Origin of the sequence: Saccharicrinis aurantiacus, from assembly GCF_001660705.2 — a bacterium.
Taxonomy (GTDB): domain Bacteria; phylum Bacteroidota; class Bacteroidia; order Bacteroidales; family Marinilabiliaceae; genus Saccharicrinis; species Saccharicrinis aurantiacus.
In genome coordinates this window covers 16331-34920 of record NZ_LYBV02000006.1, presented here as the reverse complement: position 1 = coordinate 34920, position 18590 = coordinate 16331, and the positions used below count along the sequence as shown (strand labels likewise).

The window sequence follows — 18590 nt, the reverse complement described above, 5'->3', positions numbered from 1 at the left end:
GAAATATGCCCTGCCGATTTTGGGCAAGCCTAATCTGAATTGAAATAAGATTCTTTTCTGTGAACTAACTTAAGGATTTTAACATCTCGGCCACAGCATCGGCACACTTTTCTCCATCAATGGCTGATGAAGCAATACCTCCGGCATAACCAGCTCCCTCACCACATGGGAATAAACCTTCTATTTGCGGATGTTGGAATGTATACGGGCTACGAGGAATACGAACTGGCGATGATGTGCGCGATTCCGTTCCTAATACCACGGCATCTTCCGTGAGGAAACCCTTGGCCCATTTGCCAAACTGAGAGAAGCCCTCTTGCAAACGCGAAGTAATACCTTGCGGCAATACAAAATGTAAGGGCGAAGCAATTGTACCAGGTACATACGAGGTGTCGGGTAAATCAAAAGACAATCGAGAATCTACAAAATCGGTTAATCGCTGTGCCGGCGCAACAATGCCGTTACCTCCATTAATGTAGCACAAACGCTCTACTTCTTTCTGATACTCTAAACCAGCCAAAACGCCATGCTTTTTAAACTCATCAGGGATATCTTCGGGCTTTACCTCAACTACCATTCCTGAGTTAGCATAGGGCGAGTTACGTTTAGATGGCGACATACCATTCACTACCATTTCGTTTTCGCCCGTCATTGCTGGTACTATAAATCCGCCAGGACACATACAAAATGAGTAAACCCCACGCTCTTGCGCTTGGCACGAAAAACTATAGGAAGCAGCAGGCAAATAATCCCCTCTTCCATCTGGCGAATGGTACTGAATTTGATCAATCAACTCTTGTGCATGCTCAACCCTAACGCCCATAGCCCATGTTTTGGCTTCGAGCTGAATAGATAGGTTATTAAGCATGGTGTATATATCGCGGGCACTATGTCCGGTAGCCAATATAACAGCTTCGGCCATTAGTTTTGTTCCATCGGCACAAACCACACCTTTTACTTTAGCATCGGCTAAAACCAAATCTTTAACTGCGGTATTAAATAACACTTCTCCACCAGCTGATCGAATAGACTCGCGCATGGCTTTGATTACCGAAGGCAAACGATCGGTTCCGATGTGTGGGTGCGAATCGATTAATATATCGGTTTGCGCTCCATGAAAATGTAGTACGTTTAATATCTTTTTAAAATCGCCACGCTTGGTGCTTCGTGTGTAAAGCTTCCCATCAGAATAGGTTCCTGCTCCACCCTCGCCAAACGAGTAGTTGGACTCGGGATTTACGCCTTGGTTTCTATTCAGTTGTGCAATATCTACTTTACGCTCGTTTACATCTTTACCACGCTCTAATACGATGGGCTTAAAACCCAACTCTATTAAACGCAATGCAGCAAACAAACCACCAGGGCCTGCTCCTACTACAATAACCTCGGGCTTTGATGAAACATCTTTATACTCAAACTCTGGAAATTTTTGTTCGGGAGGCGTAGTGTTGGCATAAACATCGAGGTACAATTGAACCATTACATTACGCTGACGTGCATCTATCGATCTTTTGCGAATTCGTATCGCAGTGATCTTATCGGGGCTAACTTTCATCTTTTTAGCCACCAGTGATTTATAATTCTTCTCATCAGACGCCTGTTCGGGCGTTAAGCGTAATGCTATATCTTTCTTCATTCTACCTTATTATTATAGCGCAAAGATAAAATAATTATCAATTGGTAATTGTTAATTATTAATTGCTTTACAGCCTGAGGAAAGTTATGGTAGCTTGCAATAGCGAATGAATGCACCGAACTCCTAACTTATGGAGACTGCAAAAGGGATTGAAGTGGCAGCAAAGATTTGCTTTTGCCACTTTGCCCTGACTACGGAGGCGACCAGAGGAAGCCCACGTAAGGCAGATGGCAATGTGAGCAAAGGCAGAGCTTTGGTATAATGGAAAGCCCGTATTTTGCCCTAATAATTACGATGATTTTATGTGGTAAACCCGCTTGATGGCAAACCTACTTCAGAGTTTAACCAATTTTTAAGCAGGTGTGCGTAAATACTCCTAAAATCTATGGTGTGCAACAAATCATTATTTTCTGATTTAGTAAGATCGGTACTGCCATTCTGAAAACCGGGCGTATCTATTCCCCCACCCAACACATATACATTACTGGCTTTGCCATGATCGGTTCCTTTGCTTCCGTTTTCTTTAATGCGGCGACCAAACTCCGAGAAAATAAGAATGCGTGTGCTATTCCAATTATTACTTTGCTTGAGGTCGTTCACAAAAGCACTAAGGGCAGTATCTAAGTTTTGATGAAGCTGTTTTTGTCGGCCCAACTGTGCACCATGCGTATCAAATCCACCTATAGAATGGTAATAAATAGAGGTATCCACTCCTGCTCCAATAAGCTGGGCTATGGTTTTTAATGACCGCCCATTTGCACTGTTCGGATAGGTGATGGTGGATTTATAGGTGCGGAATTTATCGAATATATAATCGGTACTTTGCTGCGTTTGCACAAAGGTTTTATAAAGGTATTCTGATTTTGAATCAGTAGCTGATAGGTTTCGGAGCTGCTTAAAAAAATCAGTGTTACCCGCTCGCATTAGCGTGTAAGGATGATCGAAAGCCATACCGTAACCCTTATCTCCCTTAAGGGCCAAGGATAAGCTGGTGCCTATTTCAATGGCATGGTGAGGTTTCTGACAATCTGAATCGAGGTATTTACCCAACCACCCTGTGCTTAAATACTGATTGGCATCGCTGGCGGTTAACCAAATATCGGTTGCCCGGAAGTGTGATTTATTCTGATTGGGATATCCAACCTGATTGTACACACTCATTTCGCCATTTTCGAAAAACTGAGCCATGCTTTTTAAGGACGGATTAAACCCTAAATCATGGTTAAGTTTTAATACTTGATTTTTAGGAATGGCAATATTAGGTCGGCTTTTATAATATATATCGTTTTGGTAAGGAACGAGGGTGTTTAATCCGTCGTTACCTCCTGCTAATTGTATAACCACAAGTTTGTTTCCGTTTGCAGATTGCAAATTAGCTGAGGCTCCGTTTAGAAACTGAGGCATAAATGCAGCGCTACTCGCCACTAAACCTGATTTAAGAAATGTCCTGCGCTTCATATTTATCGACTTAATTTTACATTGAAAAGAATAAATTATGGGTGCTTGATTAACACATTTGAAAATCGGGAACCGATAACATCTTAACTAACTTATCTTTTGGCTTAGTATCGTTAACCAGGGCATACACCTCATCGCTTAATTGTTTCCCAAATAACAAAATGGCTTGTTGCCGATTGCTCAATTGAAACAGCTGATCTAAATAACTCCAATCAACAGAAACTGTTACTTTTTCTCTTCCTTTTGATCGCTCCATTGAAGCCATATCACTATCTGAATCAATAACACCACCTTGATACAAGATAGATGCCATACGCATACGGTACATCAGAGTGTTACTATCAATCCAACTTTGTCCGCCGGGCCAACCGGCAACATTTGGCGGATTAAGTAATACCTGACCCATAACACGCTGCATGCTCATTAACTGCTTTGATTTTTTAATTTGATAGGGCATTAATGCATACATGCTTACCATAGCTTCGAGCGGCGATTTTATTTTTGATGCGATATTAGCTTCGTTATAAAACCACTTTGCACTAAACAAATAGCGCATTAATTCTTCTATATCGTAGTTCGCATAAAGCACTTCTGATAATTCTTTAACGCGAGCAGCATCCACATTTTCACTCACAAACTCTTTGTAAACTTTGGTACATATAAACTGTGCACATTCTTTATTTTCGAGTATGATATTTACGATATCCTCTCCACTAAAATTCCCCCTCTTACCCAAAAATACTTTTTCACCCTCATCGTGCTGACGTTTTGCAACTAAAAACCTTCCATCAGGCGTAGCCTTCCACCCTGTAAAGGCGCGAGCAGCTTGCTTTATATCCGACTCGGTATATAAAACATCGCGCCCTAGCGTAAATAATTCCATCAACTCGCGAGCGTAATTCTCGTTGGGTGCTTCCTTTTTATTTTTATTATTATCCAGATATTGAATCATAGCCGCATCCTTGGATACCGCCAAAACAAACTCGCGAAAATTACCCAGGGCATGCTCGCGTAACAAGTTGTTATACTGAACGGCATGCTTTATATTTTTGCTACTGGCCACAAAATGATTGGCCCAAAATAAGACCATTCGCTCTTGAATATTTTGATGATCACTGGCCATACGGTTAAACCACACTAAATTAAACTCCTGAAGTTTTTCACGATTCATCTTTTGCCACTTCATGCGCTCTTGCGGACTAAGCTTTTGCATGTTTGTGAAAGATATATCGGAATAATCGATACTGAGCGACTTAATTTCAGCCTTATTAAATAAGTTATCAACAGCAGTCTTTCTTGATTTTGGGATATTTTGCAATTGATTTGGTGACACGCCCAACTGAGCACGCTTGAGTAAGTGTATGTAGTGAGACTCTTTCATAATGAATATCAATTTAAGGGGTTTCTCAATATAGTGAATAATTCTCACTCTATAATTGATACTACATTGTTGATGCTAACAATAATTAATTTTGATAATTGCGTGCTAACAATGGTTAATAGCGTGCCACTGTATAAAATACTTTTTATTAAGGCACCAGAATAATAGACTGATAGCTAAAAACATATCCTCAAAACGAACGTTAGTAAGCAAAAACAAAGTCTATGAAAACATTACAACTTACTTTTGCCATATTCGTGGCAACTACTATTATTTCGAACAGCGTACTTGCTCAAAACAAATCACAATCAAATCCTCTACAGCCAGCCAAACTATTCGCTGAGCTGCCCGATAAATGCCCAACTCCCGATGCTTTTGATATCGCTCCTGATGGCAGCTTAACGCTCTCATGCCCTAACTATGCCGATGCTAGCAAACCCGGCATTTTAATGCGCATTGATAAAAACGGAACTGTTAGCACCATAGGAGAGGTCCCTGTTTTGGAACAAACCGGGAGAGCTAAACCCATGGGAATTGCATACGCCCCTAATGGTAAATTATTTGTTTGCGATAATCAGAATAAAGAACAAGGTAGACTCTTATGCCTAAGCATTGAAAACAATAAAATAATCGATTCTGAAACCGTAGCATACGGATTTAAAAGCATTAACGGAATTAGGCATCACAATAATTCAGTGTATGTAACTCAAACTGCATTACCCAAATTTAAAACCAAGCACCTAACGAGTGGCGTATACTGTTTTAATATTGCTGATAGAAATATTAAAGTAAACAACGATGCCTCGGATGAGAACCTAATTTATACCTCAAAAACCGAAAACCCAAAAAGACAATTTGGATTAGACGGCTTAGTATTTAATAAAGCGGGGCACTTATTTGTAGGTAATTTAGGTGATGCTCGCATCTATAAATTAACATTGAAAGATAACAAGGTGACTCACGAAGAAGTATATGCACAATTGCCTATTACAGCCGGACCCGATGGCATAAACATTGATGACCAAGGAAATTTATATGTGGCTGGTTTTTTACAAAACCAAATTTTTAAGATAGATACCAAACAAAAAGTAAGCATACTTGCTGAATATCCCGATAACGATGGTTCCAACGGACAAATAGATCAACCCGCCGATTTAATAGTGTATGATAACAAACTTATTATATCAAACTTTGACTTAATGGTGCAAGAGGGAGTTGTGAATAAGGCTCATGGTAAACCCTATACCATATCATACATTGATTTATAGATGATTAAAAATAAGATTGTTTAACAGAATTTTTAGCGCAGGTATTATTATGATTAACTACTTTTGATCAATAAATAAACTAATACCTTAAACAATGAGAAACTTAATGATTATCTCCTTACTATTAATTGCGCTTAATAGTGAGGGGCAAAACACAAATGTGGATACCTTAAAAAAACACATTGAATACCTCACATCTATAGAATTAAATGGAAGAATATCCGGAACTCCCGAAGGATATAAAGCTGCAGAATACATTGCTGATCAATTTAGACAGAATGACATAAGCCCCTACACCGATTCTACAGAATACTTTCAGTTTTTTGTAAAGGAATACACAACACATAAGCCCAGTTATTTAATTAAGAATAATGACACTAGCGAAATTTACAATATCAATAAACACGAGTTTATATTAAATGAATCCGAATTTTTAATTAGTAAAGATGCAGATCAAGACAGTACTTTATTTTACCCAATTGAAGTGGCTAAAATGAAACAAGCTTTTGAAGAGGCTGTGGTATTAAAAGAAAAAGAAGGCATTCATAACTTCATATTTCTACTAAAGGATAGTAAGAAAAAAGGCGTACGTGTTAAAATGAAAAACCTTAACGCTACAAATAAATACCACGAGGCTAAAATTTGTTACAAATATGGCTCCTCTGACTATATGCGAGATAAGGAAGAATTTAATGCACTTAAAGAGCGTATTAATGGCTTAAACATTTATTTGGCAAACAAAGATTTTATTGCGAATAAAACCAGTTTTAGCATAAGCGAAGAACCCGATTCGGTTTACACCAAACAATACCAGAACGTGATAGGCACAATGAAAGGAAGTAACCCTAATCTGAAACCTCTGATTATTTGTGCGCATTACGACCATATTGATTCTCTCTACTCTAGAAAAACAAAAGTTGCAGCCGAAACAAATTATTACCCGGGTGCCGATGACAATGCTTCTGGTACAACTGCGGTAATAGAAATTGCAAAAAATCTGAAAAGCAATAAAATATTACCAAAGCAGGATATTTACTTTTGCTTATTCGATGCCGAAGAAATAGGACTAGTGGGGTCTGAATATTTAGCTGAGCAGTTGAATGAGAATGTTGATTTTGTGATTAATGCAGACATGATTGGTCGAGATAAAAAGAACAAGAAAAAAAACAAAAATCTCATTCTAGCAATATCAAAAGGAGAAAAAGGAAGGGCTTTTGACAAGAGCTACAAGAAATATTTAAAAGATTCAAAGAGCTCACTTAAACTACAGAATAATGGAATTTCATTTACTCGTTTAATATTTAGGATTGCATCCGATCAGGCAAGCTTTGCTGAAAAAGCAAACTTTACCATTTTTACCACAGGCTTACACCCCGATTACCATACACACAACGATACTGCTGACAAAATCAATTACGAAAAACTCAATGAGTTTGTCAAAACTTTATCAGGTTATCTATCCTATAAATTATAAAAACTAAAACGGAAGGTGATAAACAAGCACCTTCCTAAATTTCTATCACTTAAAGTAATTGATCCTCCACGAATAACAGTTAAGGCATTCCATTCGTGAATACGAATAATACTCACAATTAAAGAAACATTAGCACGTTAATAAGAGTATACTTTCAAGTAAACAAAAAGATATGCAACACAATATTAAATTTTGGCTACCTCTATTTTTGGGGTTTGCTTTTTCGTCACTATTCGGAATAAGCATATCAAACCACCTAACAATAGAAGGTTTTTGGTTTTTAAATATTCCTATAAAGATAGAGGAGGTCGCAGGAACAGATCCTGAGAATGCCATTTTAAAATCCGGCCTTTTAGGTTATCTCTTTTACTTAATATTTGGAGTAAATATTCTTTTATATCAAATAAAACATTCTGGCAGAAAAGCTTCCGTAACAATGTTCTTAGCTATTCTGACCTATACCATGACAATAGAGAGTCGGTTCTTATGCAATAGCTATTTAGGAAATTATACGGGCAGGCACTTATACATTGCCTTTCCAATTTTTGTGTATGGATTAATTATTTACCTAAAAGCTATTAAACCTAAACAAGTACTATAACACGCATCCTATTTAATTACAATGCACTATATAAATGATACGAATTTCGAGAATGAAAACTTCTTCGAATCTGCACTAACACAAGGCGACTACGAGTACTGCTCTTTTATTAACTGCAATTTTGCCAATTGCGATATTTCCAATTTCAAGTTCATTGATTGTGATTTTACCGACTGTGATTTTAGCTCTTGCGCCATCATGTCAACATCCTTTCAGAATATTAAATTTAATAATTGCAAGATGCTCGGTTTGCAATTTGACACATGCAATCCTTTTGCCTTATCATTAAACTTTAGTAATTGCATTTTAAACCATTCGGTTTTTTACTCTCAAAAACTGAACAATACACATTTTTCATCTTGCCAATTAAAAGAAGTTGACTTCAGTAATTGTCAATTAAAGTCTGCAAATTTTAAGGCCTGCGATTTACTATTTGCCATTTTTGAAGGATGCAATCTCGAAAAAGCTAATTTTTCTGAAGCCAAGAACTATACGATTAACCCTGAATTAAACATAATGAAAGGTGCACAATTCGATATTCCTGAGGTAATTGGCCTTTTAAATAAGTATAAATTAAAAATAAATTTATGATCAATATTTAGTTCTAAATCCTGAGCTATTGTACAAACCACGTAAGGAATAAGATACAATTATGTGATTTATATTTTTGATTAAACAGCTATTTTTAGTGACCAAACAACTATTATGTTCGATTAATTTTTGAAAATAAAAAAAGTATATTAGTTTTACAAAGCATTAAATATCAATTGCCCTAAAACTAAATGAAAGAAATTACTCTATATAATCTTGATCATGCAATGTCAATCGCGACTTTAAATCAGGTTGAAAAGGACAAATACTTCCCGTCTCTTTCAGAGTACTTTTCATGGGTTACTAATTCAATTTGGAAACAGAAGGAAACAGAACACGAATTAAGTATTCAAAGGGCTCTTGAGGAAAAATACACATTCATTCTCATAGCTATATTAAACTCATCATCTGAAGCAGAAAGCACTCTAACTAGCCTTGCTGCAAATGAACTCAAAAATATATTAGATGTGTTAATAGATGGGATCTTCTTAGAAGAGAATGATCACAATACATATCTATTGGAAATTATAGACAGCATAGAACACCCTGCCTTAAATAAGATAATTCTATTATAATTAGCCTAAGTTTTATAAAACAAAAAACCCTGACAGATTAAAAATCTATCAGGGTTTCTTTAAATGTGGTGCCACCTGGGATCGAACCAGGGACACATGGATTTTCAGTCCATTGCTCTACCTACTGAGCTATGGCACCTCACTTTTCAACTGAGGTTTTCTGCAAAACAGAACCACATTTTTGTTGGTGGTGCCACCTGGGATCGAACCAGGGACACATGGATTTTCAGTCCATTGCTCTACCTACTGAGCTATGGCACCAACTGTTATTTCATTCATCCTGCATCGTTCTGCAGGTAGGCCTTTTGTTTAAGGCGGTGCAAATATACACAAAGATTTTATACCTCAAAATTCTTTTTAAAGTTTCTCTATTATTTTTATTGCTATAGGTATTGAAATACGCTGTACTTTAGTACTTTTGCACTCCAATATTTTTTTATGGAATTTTATACACATACTTTAGAAAACGGAATACGCATCATACACAAACCCGAAAAATCGGAAGTAGGGTATTGTGGCATGATAATAAATGCAGGGTCGAGAGACGAAGAGGAGCATGAGCATGGGATGGCGCATTTTATTGAGCATGTAGTTTTTAAAGGAACTAAAAAGAGGCGAGCATATCATGTACTGAGCAGGCTTGATGATGTAGGCGGAGAATTAAATGCCTACACTACTAAAGAAGAGACATGTATTTATGCTACCTACTTGAAAGATGATTATGAGCGATCGATGGATTTGATTGCTGATATTACTTTCCATTCTATATTTCCTGAAAAAGAATTAATAAAAGAGAAAGAAGTAATTGTTGATGAAATCAACTCGTATAAAGATTCTCCGGCTGAATTAATCTTCGATGATTTTGAAGAACTACTTTACCCCAACCATGCCATAGGCAGAAACATCTTGGGCACTCCTGAAATGCTTAAAAGCTTTACCCGAGAAGATATATTTACATTTATGAAGAACAACTACCATACTGATCAAATGGTATTTTGTTCTGTTGGTAGCGAAGATTTTAAACGAGTGGTACGCTTGGCTGAAAAATATTTTGGTCATATTCAATCAAATCCAAGAATTAACAAGCGCGATTCTATTATTAAAACATCTCCACAAAATATCACAATTGATAAAGACACCTATCAAAGCCATATTATAATTGGAGGTACTGCATTTGACTATAAACACCCTAACCGATTAGGCTTGCACCTACTAAATAACTTATTGGGTGGTCCGGGGATGAATAGTAGATTGAATATGTCACTCCGAGAAAAAAGAGGAATTGCTTATAACATTGAATCTACTTATACCCCATTTTATGGCACAGGAGTTTTCTCTATCTATTTAGGCACCGATAAAAAGAATATCGATAAGAGTATTCGAATAGTTCATAAAGAACTCGCCGATCTCAGAAATAATAAATTGGGCGCAATGCAATTGCACAAGGCCAAACGTCAATTAAAAGGTCAAATTGCCATTTCATCTGAAAATAAAGAAAGCTTAATGCTTAACATTGCTAAAAGCTATTTGCTTTATAACAAGGTAGATTCTTTAGAATATATTTATGAAAAAATTGATGCCATAAGTGCATCCGATTTAATGGAAATTGCAAACCAAACCTTTAATCCCGACCAATTTTCACAACTTGTTTACCTATAATTAATACCAGTATGTTCAAAACAGACATTGAACTCGAAAATTATATACTAGACCATATTAACGACGAAGATAAACTGCTATATGAGCTAAATAGACAAACGCATCTGAAAATTCTTCGCCCTCGTATGTTATCGGGCCACCTACAAGGACAAATCCTTAAAATGATTTGCAACATGGTGCAGCCAACTAATATATTAGAAATTGGCACATTTACTGGCTATTCGTGCATTTGCATGGCCCAAACTTTACCACCAAATGGGTTTATAGATACCATTGATATTGATGATGAAATAAAACCATTTACAGAAAGTTTTTTTCAAAAATCAGGCTATGCCGATAAGATAAAAATGCATATTGGCGATGCCATGGATATTATGCCAAAACTAAACAAAAAGTACGATCTAATTTTTATGGATGGTGATAAAAGGCAATATCCCGATTATTATGAGATTTGCTATCAACTCTTAAATCCTGGTGGTTACATATTAGCAGACAATATTCTTTGGGATGGAAAGGTCATTCAGAAACTAGACCCCAATGATAAATACACCAAAGGGATTTTAGATTTTAATAAAATGGTTAAAAATGATAACAGAGTAGAAAAAGTTATTTTCCCTTTTAGGGATGGCATTTTTGTTATCAAGAAGAAATAAATAAACATTTTGCAGCACATCACGTTCTGTTACCTAATCACTAACAACTAAAAGCAGTTATTCTATGAAAAAAATTGGAATATTTTACGGATCATCTGTCGGGAATACTCGATTTGTTGCAGAAAAACTCGCTGATTTAATACCAAATTCGATACTAACTCCGGTTGAAAAAGCATCTCAAGAAATAATAGAATCGTTTGACATCCTTATTTTAGGTACATCAACTTGGGGAGTTGGAAATTTACAAGATGATTTTGAAAGTTTTGTGGATACACTTGTAACCTGCAACCTAAATGGCAAAACCATTGCATTATTTGGCCTCGGAGATCAATTTACATACCCTGATACTTATTGTAACGGGATGGGTAAACTTTTTGAACTAATAAAAGATAAAGGATCTAACTTTATAGGTAGCTGGCCAATTGATGAGTACGATTTTTCAGAGTCAATAGCTGTTGTAGATGGTGAATTTGTTGGTCTTGCCTTAGATGAAGATAATGAGCCCGACTTAACGGATTATAGATTAACTGAGTGGGTTAAAACACTAAAATTTTAAACAATAATTCTATCCATATCCTTTTTATCAAAAAGGGTTGGATAATCCTCCATAAAGTGATCCATAACGGTACGCATTAACACTTCTCGCATGAATTTCGATTTATTTTTGATTCTGTTTTTCTTGCAATAAGCATCTATAGCAGCTTCCTCCTTCTCATTAAGCATAAATGTAGCCTTCCTAGTCCTGCGCAAAGCACTAGGTGTTAACGCAGTTGTTTCCTTTTTTGAATCTGATTTCTTTTTATTTTTCCCCATCTACCTATTCGCAATAATGCTTAACTAACACAAAAGTAGAAAATTACACCAACTCCAAGGTATATTCACTTAAAAATAATGATCAACAGCAATTTTACATAGGTAAGTAAGTAAGTGATCCAGTTAGTTTTATAACGTAAAGTCTTATTTTTCATCTAAAAAATCAATACATCCATCGTAAAGATTTTAATTCACACCATAAAGGTATTCTATTATTTAGAGTACTATTATTTTTTTACATAACTTGAGATATACATGTTTGATAATACCTAATCAATTTGCTTATACTTTTGAATTTATTAAAATGGGAAGATATAATAAACCATATTCTAATAATGATTTTAACACATTAAGTGATGCCGAAAAATCAGCATTAATAAATGAATACATAGAAAAAGAATCTCGATATAAAGCTCTCTCAGAGGCTACTTTTGAAGGCATATTTATTACTCAAAATGGATATTGTGTAGATGCAAATCATAGTGGCTGTGATATGTTAGGATATAAACTTGATGAAATAATTGGAATGTATGCCATTGATGTAATTTTACCAGAATATAAGGAATTGGCTTACAATATGATGATTAGTGGATCAGAAGAACCCTACAATGTTGCTGTAGTGAGAAAAGATGACTCATCTTTCATTGCTGAAGTTCGAGGTAAAAACTACCTACTTAATGAGAATACGAAATCTAGAGTAGTAATTTTAAGAGATATTACCGAGCAGCTAAAAGTAGCAGAAAAACTTAAAGCAAGCGAAAAAAAGTATAGGAGCGTTGTTGAACATGCTGGCGATGGCATTTTAATAGGTAACCTTAAAGGTGAAATAATAGATGTAAACCATGGCTTCCTAAATATGGTTGGCTATCAAAAAGATGAAATTATCAACCAACACATCTCAAAAATATTTGATAAGGAAACTTTAACTAATTCACCATTGCAATTTGATACCCTAGATAAAGGCGGCACCATCATCCTAGAACGTTATATTATTTCAAAAAATGGAGAACGAATTCCGATTGAGATGAATTCGACAAAACCAGATCAAAGTTACTATTTAACAATTATTCGCGATTTAAGAGAACGAAACAAAGTTAAAAATGACCTATTAAGAACCAATGAAGAATTAATATTAGCTAAAGAAAAAGCAGAAGAAAGCGATCGTTTAAAATCAGCGTTCTTAGCGAATATGAGCCATGAAATTCGCACTCCAATGAATGGCATTATAGGATTTACAGAACTACTTAAAAATCCAACTATTAATCCAAGCACCCGCCAAGAATATTTAAATTTGATACTCAATAATGGTCAGCAACTTTTGGGAATAATTAATGACTTATTAGAAATTTCGAAAATTGAAACTGGACAAGTAATACTTGAGAATGGACCATTTAATATTCATGAGTTGTTTAATGAGTTAAGAAATTTCTTTAATTCAATTGCTCTACTCAATCAAAATAAGATCATATTTACACTAGATGAACTCAGCTCTAGCACATATAATGGCGATAAATATAAAATACAACAAGTTTTAACTAACCTAATAAATAATGCGCTTAAATTCACCAAGGAAGGAACTGTTGAGGTAATAGCAAAGAGCAGTAATGATAGTGTTTTATTTGCCGTAAAAGATAGTGGTATCGGAATACACCCAAACGATATAGAGCATATTTTTAATCGATTTACACAAATCAGCAATAGCGATTTAAAGAAAGAAAAAGGTACTGGTTTAGGTCTATCCATATGTAAAAACCTAGTTCATATGATGAATGGCGAAATTTGGGTGGAATCAGAACTTAACATCGGGTCTAAGTTCTACTTTGAACTGCCGCTAAAACAAATAGATTAATCAATTGAAAAAGGCTATTCATTAAATGAATAGCCTTTATATTTTAGTTAGAATTATTTCACTAACTTCTTATATCTAATACGCTTCGGTCCAACATCTCCAAGTCTTCTTTTCTTATTTTCCTCATATTCAGAAAACGATCCTTCGAAATAATATACAACAGAATCTCCCTCAAAAGCAAGAATATGCGTAGCTACGCGATCCAAGAACCAACGATCATGTGATATAACAACAGCACATCCAGCAAAATCATCTAAACCTTCCTCTAAGGCACGCAAGGTATTTACATCAATATCATTGGTAGGCTCATCAAGAAGAAGAACGTTTGCCTCTTCTTTTAATGTCATTGCCAAATGCAGACGATTTCGCTCACCTCCTGAAAGAACACCACATTTCTTTTCTTGATCTCCTCCTGTAAAGTTAAAACGACCTAAATAAGCACGAGAGTTAAGTTCACGTCCTCCTATTTTTATGGTTTCTTGTCCGTCGGCTACAACTTGATAAACTGTTTTTTCTTCATCCATGGATTCATGAGTCTGATCCACATAGCCAACTTTAACAGTTTCACCAACCTCAAAAGTACCAGAATCAACATCCTCTAATCCCATTATCATGCGGAATAAAGTTGTTTTACCAGCACCATTAGGACCAATAACCCCTACGATACCATTCTTAGGCAAAACGAACTCAAGATCTTCAAAAAGCAATTGCTGATCAAAAGCCTTGGCTACTTTATGCGACTCTATAACCTTATCACCCAATCGAGGTCCGTTTGGAATAAAAATCTCTAACTTTTCTTCCTTCTGCTTCACATCTTCATCTAATAATTTATCGTATGAAGATAAACGCGCCTTAGATTTAGCTTGACGTGCTTTCGGAGCCATTCGTACCCACTCTAACTCACGCTCTAATGTTTTTCTGCGTTTAGAAACGGTTTTCTCTTCCTGCTCCATTCTTTTGGTCTTTTGATCTAACCATGAAGAATAATTTCCTTTCCAAGGAATACCTTCACCTCGATCAAGCTCAAGAATCCAACCTGCTACATTATCTAAGAAGTAACGATCGTGCGTTACTGATATAACAGTTCCTTTATATTGCTGCAAATGCATTTCTAACCATTGTACAGATTCTGCATCAAGGTGGTTAGTTGGCTCATCCAATAATAAAACATCAGGCTCTTGAAGCAATAATCTACACAATGCCACACGACGCTTTTCTCCTCCTGAAAGGTGCTTAACCAACTTATCTTCGTCAGGACAACGTAAAGCATCCATCGCTCTATTCAACTTTGTATCTAAATTCCAAGCATCATGTTGATCGATTTTTTCTTGCAATTTAGCCTGCTCATCCATTAAAGCTTGCATCTTGTCAGGATCTTCCAATACCTCTGGATCTGCAAATTTTTCGTTAACAGCATTGTAAGCTGCCAATACATCAACTACTTCTTGCACTCCTTCTTCAACAACTTGCTTCACTGTTTTGGCATCATCAAGAAGCGGCTCTTGTTCTAACATGCCAATTGAATAACCTGCAGAAAAAACTACCTCACCTTGAAAGTTTTTGTCAACACCGGCAATAATTTTCATTAGTGTAGACTTACCAGAACCATTCAAACCAATGATACCAATTTTTGCCCCATAGAAGAAAGACAAATATATATTATTAAGTATTTTTTTTTGTGGCGGCACAACTTTGCTCACCCCAACCATAGAGAATATAACCTTCTTATCGTCAGACATAAAAGTGTAAATTTTTATTATTAATTTGAACTGCGAATTTAACTAAAATTGATCACAAAAAAAGCTCAACCGACAATTCAGTTGAGCTTTCCTATTATATTACTTATTAGTTTATTTTTTTCCCATTGTTTTAAAATCCTTCAGTAACATTCCATCACGTTTTTTCGGAGTTACCATATGATAATCAAAATAATAAAACTTTGAATCAGCAGCTCCAATAACAATTTTATAACAACGTGCTTTATACTTGGTACCTTCAGGACCTACTTTATGTAAAAAAACTACATTATCATCTTCTGCCGCAATAGCGTCTTCTACTTCTTTTTGTGAAACAATTTTTACATTATATGGATACATACTTTTAATTTTACTAATTGAATTGGTTTCTGATGTTAAATCATCTTTTACCAACAATAAAGTTTTATCCTTTAAACTTTGAATATTTTTATTGTAATATTTAAAAATATTTGAGTTTATCATGCTTGGATTGCTAGATACCAACTTAACATGATCTTGAATAAAACGAATAAAACCTTCCATTTTATAAGCGTAACTATCATCCTCAACTCGAACATACGACAATGGAATTGAACACAAGTCAGGCATTTGTGATATATTGGCAACATCAGCCCCCATCAGTAAACTTAAAAAAGTATATCTGGCTTTTGTTTTATCCTTATTAAAAGTTACCGTAGAAGTCACAATAAATGAATATGAAGGATCACGTCTTTTCTCCTCAAACTCTTTAATTGAAATAATTTCGTAATCTGTAACATCCCATACATTAGGCATCACCTTTTGAATCATAAAGTTAAAATCCGACATTGGATTTTCATCTTTCACAACATAGGTTTTAGTATCAAAAAAATCTTTATAATCCTTTTCTGTTGAAAGCTTCTGACTTATTCCACTTAAACAAAATAAGCATACAACTATAGTTGATAAAATTTGTTTCATATCGCTTTTTCTTTTTTTTGAGGTACTTTTTTACTAAAAAAATAGATTAATAAAATAATGATGCTACTTTTAAATAATGCAGTCAATAGCTCTTTCGAAAAATATAGTTAAAGGTTACTTTTTAACAACATTATTTTTAAAAAGTGTTATAATGGCCACTAACTTAAATACAAAAATACGATGAGATTAATCAACCGATTCTTAATGCACTTTTCTACCGATCAAGATGAAAATATTGAAGTAGAATCGAAAACAAATATACTATTTGCTAACGTTGTTAACTTCTTTTTATTTGTAATCGTTTTTTCTGAAGGAATTGTTTCATTATTGGAAGAGGATTTATTCTTTGCCGGACCATTATTACTATTCAGTATTTTATATGCTACAAACTACTTGGTAATGGGGCGTAGTGGTAAGTCTACCACTTATTACAAAGAGATTTTATTCGCATTTGTAAGTATTACTTTCATCTTTTTCATAGTCTTTTCTGGTACTTCCGGAATAAATATAATTTGGGTAGGAATATTCCCTTTTATAGTCATTAATTTATTTGGCAGAAAAAAAGGAGCCTATCATTCTTTATTTATTCTAGCATTTATGATTTTAGACTTTACTCTCTTTTCTAAAATAATACCGAATGCAACTCAATACTCCATAAATCTTATGGTGTTATTTTCAATCTATTTCTGTTTTGCATTTATCATAGCGTACACTTTAAAATTTATATATGCTGAGGTAATGCTTTCAAAAGAACAGGATGTGATTAATACTCAGAACAGCAAAAACTCTAAGGATGAACAAATCTCTAACTTATCAAGACAGATAAGAACCCCTTTAAGTAACATTACTGGAATTCTTGATATCCTTGACAAAACAGAATTAACTGAAGATCAGCGCGACTATATTAATACAATTCACGCATCTGCAAATAACTTAGTTAGTGTTGTTACTAACCTTGTAACAGATTCATCGGTTAATATAAACCCAATTCCGGAAGAAAAAATTAGTTTTAACCTCTACTCTACCCTTACCAATACTATTAGAATATTTTCAAATAATAACGCCAAACAAAAGTTTAGCCTTTCATTTTCTGCTGATATTCCTAACTCATTAATTGGTAATTCAATTAAAACAAAACAGATATTTTTAAATATCTTAAATAGCATAGCAAAATATAATATTAGTGAAGACCAAACCCTTAAAATTGAGGTAGCTAAAACGAATAGCATGCCTGGTGATATTAATCTGATGTTTAAAATAATTACCCACGGCCACATTCCCTTTCCTAAAGAATTTAGTTCAAATGGCTTAATACAAGAACAAGAAATATTTAGGCTAAATAGTACAAAATACATTCAATTCTTAGAGTTGGAATTGACTAAGAAATTAATAGAGCAAGATGGTCATACCTTAATTATAACACCCAAAGTTGATGAAACGTGCATTGAATTTGGTATAACTTTTAAAGAAAATAAATACAGCAGCTCTGTTTTACAAATAAAAAAGAGATTGGACACCGACACGAAGCTGTATAAGGAACCAATAGAAATGAAGGATGCTACACTCCTTCTTGTGGAAGATAATATAAGCAATCAGCAAATTATCCTCCTCTACCTAAAAAATATGGTAAAAAAGATAGAAGTTGCTAACAACGGTAAAGAAGCATTAAATAAATTCGGAAACGCAAAGTTTGATGTAATTCTTATGGATGTGCAAATGCCAATTATGGATGGCTTAAAAGCAACCAGAAAGATTCGTGAGATTGAACAAAGCACCAATAGCCACACCCCAATTATTGCAATAACTGCAAATGCATTTCCTGAGGATAAACAGCGCTGTTTAGATGCTGGAATGGATGACTATATGAGTAAACCATTCCAACCTGATACCTTAATTGAGAAAATTAAATCGAAACTCTCAAACAATTGAAAATCAT

At 35.0% G+C, this 18590-nt stretch carries 16 protein-coding genes and 2 tRNA genes; 10 read left to right on the top strand and 8 right to left on the bottom strand.

Translation table 11 applies throughout. From position 1 onward, the window contains the following. Positions 1–64 precede the first annotated feature (64 nt). The 3 genes from A8B35_RS02650 to A8B35_RS02640 all read right to left on the bottom strand — a co-directional run bounded on the left by A8B35_RS02650 (position 65) and on the right by A8B35_RS02640 (position 4475). Positions 65–1636: an NAD(P)/FAD-dependent oxidoreductase gene (locus A8B35_RS02650; protein ID WP_068471722.1), complete on the bottom strand. Its 1572-nt coding sequence runs from the start codon at positions 1634–1636 to the stop codon at positions 65–67. A gap of 300 nt (positions 1637–1936) precedes the next feature. Then, complete coding sequence (locus A8B35_RS02645; protein ID WP_068471721.1) at positions 1937–3094, bottom strand: DUF1501 domain-containing protein; 1158 nt, start codon at positions 3092–3094, stop codon at positions 1937–1939. A gap of 49 nt (positions 3095–3143) precedes the next feature. Continuing rightward, positions 3144–4475 (bottom strand): DUF1800 domain-containing protein, encoded by a 1332-nt coding sequence (locus tag A8B35_RS02640; RefSeq protein WP_068471720.1) that lies wholly within the window; start codon positions 4473–4475, stop codon positions 3144–3146. 224 nt (positions 4476–4699) lie between these two features. On the opposite strand from A8B35_RS02640, the gene A8B35_RS02635 reads away from it, so the two are divergent. From A8B35_RS02635 to A8B35_RS02615, 5 genes are all read left to right on the top strand, one after another. Continuing rightward, on the top strand, positions 4700–5743 hold the full coding sequence (locus A8B35_RS02635) for an NHL repeat-containing protein (protein WP_068471719.1): 1044 nt from the start codon (positions 4700–4702) through the stop codon (positions 5741–5743). A gap of 94 nt (positions 5744–5837) precedes the next feature. Next, positions 5838–7217: a M28 family metallopeptidase gene (locus A8B35_RS02630; RefSeq protein WP_068471718.1), complete on the top strand. Its 1380-nt coding sequence runs from the start codon at positions 5838–5840 to the stop codon at positions 7215–7217. 172 nt (positions 7218–7389) lie between these two features. Then, on the top strand, positions 7390–7818 hold the full coding sequence (locus A8B35_RS02625; RefSeq protein WP_068471717.1) for a hypothetical protein: 429 nt from the start codon (positions 7390–7392) through the stop codon (positions 7816–7818). Positions 7819–7839: 21 nt separating this feature from the next. Continuing rightward, positions 7840–8409: a pentapeptide repeat-containing protein gene (locus tag A8B35_RS02620; RefSeq protein ID WP_068471716.1), complete on the top strand. Its 570-nt coding sequence runs from the start codon at positions 7840–7842 to the stop codon at positions 8407–8409. Between the two features lie 191 nt (positions 8410–8600). Then, positions 8601–8984 (top strand): hypothetical protein, encoded by a 384-nt coding sequence (locus A8B35_RS02615; RefSeq protein ID WP_068471715.1) that lies wholly within the window; start codon positions 8601–8603, stop codon positions 8982–8984. A gap of 66 nt (positions 8985–9050) precedes the next feature. Here the strand turns inward: A8B35_RS02615 and A8B35_RS02610 are convergent. Together A8B35_RS02610 and A8B35_RS02605 are read right to left on the bottom strand one after the other, a co-directional pair. Continuing rightward, positions 9051–9123 (bottom strand) — tRNA-Phe (locus A8B35_RS02610). A 46-nt stretch (positions 9124–9169) separates the two neighbouring features. Continuing rightward, a tRNA-Phe gene (locus A8B35_RS02605) sits at positions 9170–9245 on the bottom strand. Between the two features lie 177 nt (positions 9246–9422). On the opposite strand from A8B35_RS02605, the gene A8B35_RS02600 reads away from it, so the two are divergent. The 3 genes from A8B35_RS02600 (at position 9423) to A8B35_RS02590 (ending at position 11852) form a co-directional block, all read left to right on the top strand. Next, a complete protein-coding gene (locus tag A8B35_RS02600) occupies positions 9423–10643 on the top strand; it encodes a M16 family metallopeptidase (RefSeq protein WP_068471714.1) in 1221 nt (406 codons plus the stop codon). Positions 10644–10654: 11 nt separating this feature from the next. After that, the gene (locus tag A8B35_RS02595; RefSeq protein ID WP_068471713.1) at positions 10655–11296 is read left to right on the top strand and encodes an O-methyltransferase; all 642 of its coding nucleotides are present in this window, start codon (positions 10655–10657) and stop codon (positions 11294–11296) included. Between the two features lie 64 nt (positions 11297–11360). After that, positions 11361–11852: a flavodoxin gene (locus A8B35_RS02590; RefSeq protein WP_068471712.1), complete on the top strand. Its 492-nt coding sequence runs from the start codon at positions 11361–11363 to the stop codon at positions 11850–11852. On the opposite strand, the gene A8B35_RS02585 is transcribed toward A8B35_RS02590, so the two are convergent. After that, on the bottom strand, positions 11849–12109 hold the full coding sequence (locus A8B35_RS02585; RefSeq protein ID WP_068471711.1) for a hypothetical protein: 261 nt from the start codon (positions 12107–12109) through the stop codon (positions 11849–11851). The genes A8B35_RS02590 and A8B35_RS02585 overlap by 4 nt on opposite strands. Before the next feature lie 304 nt (positions 12110–12413). Between A8B35_RS02585 and A8B35_RS02580 the strand changes: the two genes are divergently transcribed. Beyond that, entirely contained in the window at positions 12414–13958 is a 1545-nt protein-coding gene (locus tag A8B35_RS02580) for a sensor histidine kinase (RefSeq protein ID WP_068471710.1), read from the top strand. Positions 13959–14011: 53 nt separating this feature from the next. On the opposite strand, the gene ettA is transcribed toward A8B35_RS02580, so the two are convergent. Continuing rightward, complete coding sequence (ettA, locus tag A8B35_RS02575; protein ID WP_068471709.1) at positions 14012–15697, bottom strand: energy-dependent translational throttle protein EttA; 1686 nt, start codon at positions 15695–15697, stop codon at positions 14012–14014. 111 nt (positions 15698–15808) lie between these two features. After that, the gene (locus A8B35_RS02570; RefSeq protein ID WP_068471708.1) at positions 15809–16654 is read right to left on the bottom strand and encodes a hypothetical protein; all 846 of its coding nucleotides are present in this window, start codon (positions 16652–16654) and stop codon (positions 15809–15811) included. Positions 16655–16834: 180 nt separating this feature from the next. Here A8B35_RS02570 and A8B35_RS02565 point away from each other — a divergent pair, with 180 nt between their 5' ends. Beyond that, positions 16835–18583, top strand: coding sequence for a response regulator (locus tag A8B35_RS02565; protein ID WP_068471707.1), 1749 nt, complete (start codon positions 16835–16837; stop codon positions 18581–18583). Positions 18584–18590 lie beyond the last annotated feature (7 nt).

What these genes read in the sequence shown, in the direction of transcription:
- A8B35_RS02630 (WP_068471718.1), top strand. Translation starts at nt 5,838, where the DNA reads ATGAGAAACTTAATGATTATCTCCTTACTATTAATTGCGCTTAATAGT.
- A8B35_RS02580 (WP_068471710.1), top strand. Translation starts at nt 12,414, where the DNA reads ATGGGAAGATATAATAAACCATATTCTAATAATGATTTTAACACATTA.
- A8B35_RS02640 (WP_068471720.1), bottom strand. Translation starts at nt 4,475, where the DNA reads ATGAAAGAGTCTCACTACATACACTTACTCAAGCGTGCTCAGTTGGGC.
- A8B35_RS02595 (WP_068471713.1), top strand. Translation starts at nt 10,655, where the DNA reads ATGTTCAAAACAGACATTGAACTCGAAAATTATATACTAGACCATATT.
- A8B35_RS02565 (WP_068471707.1), top strand. Translation starts at nt 16,835, where the DNA reads ATGAGATTAATCAACCGATTCTTAATGCACTTTTCTACCGATCAAGAT.
- ettA (WP_068471709.1), bottom strand. Translation starts at nt 15,697, where the DNA reads ATGTCTGACGATAAGAAGGTTATATTCTCTATGGTTGGGGTGAGCAAA.
- A8B35_RS02600 (WP_068471714.1), top strand. Translation starts at nt 9,423, where the DNA reads ATGGAATTTTATACACATACTTTAGAAAACGGAATACGCATCATACAC.
- A8B35_RS02570 (WP_068471708.1), bottom strand. Translation starts at nt 16,654, where the DNA reads ATGAAACAAATTTTATCAACTATAGTTGTATGCTTATTTTGTTTAAGT.
- A8B35_RS02620 (WP_068471716.1), top strand. Translation starts at nt 7,840, where the DNA reads ATGCACTATATAAATGATACGAATTTCGAGAATGAAAACTTCTTCGAA.
- A8B35_RS02635 (WP_068471719.1), top strand. Translation starts at nt 4,700, where the DNA reads ATGAAAACATTACAACTTACTTTTGCCATATTCGTGGCAACTACTATT.
- A8B35_RS02585 (WP_068471711.1), bottom strand. Translation starts at nt 12,109, where the DNA reads ATGGGGAAAAATAAAAAGAAATCAGATTCAAAAAAGGAAACAACTGCG.
- A8B35_RS02645 (WP_068471721.1), bottom strand. Translation starts at nt 3,094, where the DNA reads ATGAAGCGCAGGACATTTCTTAAATCAGGTTTAGTGGCGAGTAGCGCT.
- A8B35_RS02590 (WP_068471712.1), top strand. Translation starts at nt 11,361, where the DNA reads ATGAAAAAAATTGGAATATTTTACGGATCATCTGTCGGGAATACTCGA.
- A8B35_RS02625 (WP_068471717.1), top strand. Translation starts at nt 7,390, where the DNA reads ATGCAACACAATATTAAATTTTGGCTACCTCTATTTTTGGGGTTTGCT.
- A8B35_RS02615 (WP_068471715.1), top strand. Translation starts at nt 8,601, where the DNA reads ATGAAAGAAATTACTCTATATAATCTTGATCATGCAATGTCAATCGCG.
- A8B35_RS02650 (WP_068471722.1), bottom strand. Translation starts at nt 1,636, where the DNA reads ATGAAGAAAGATATAGCATTACGCTTAACGCCCGAACAGGCGTCTGAT.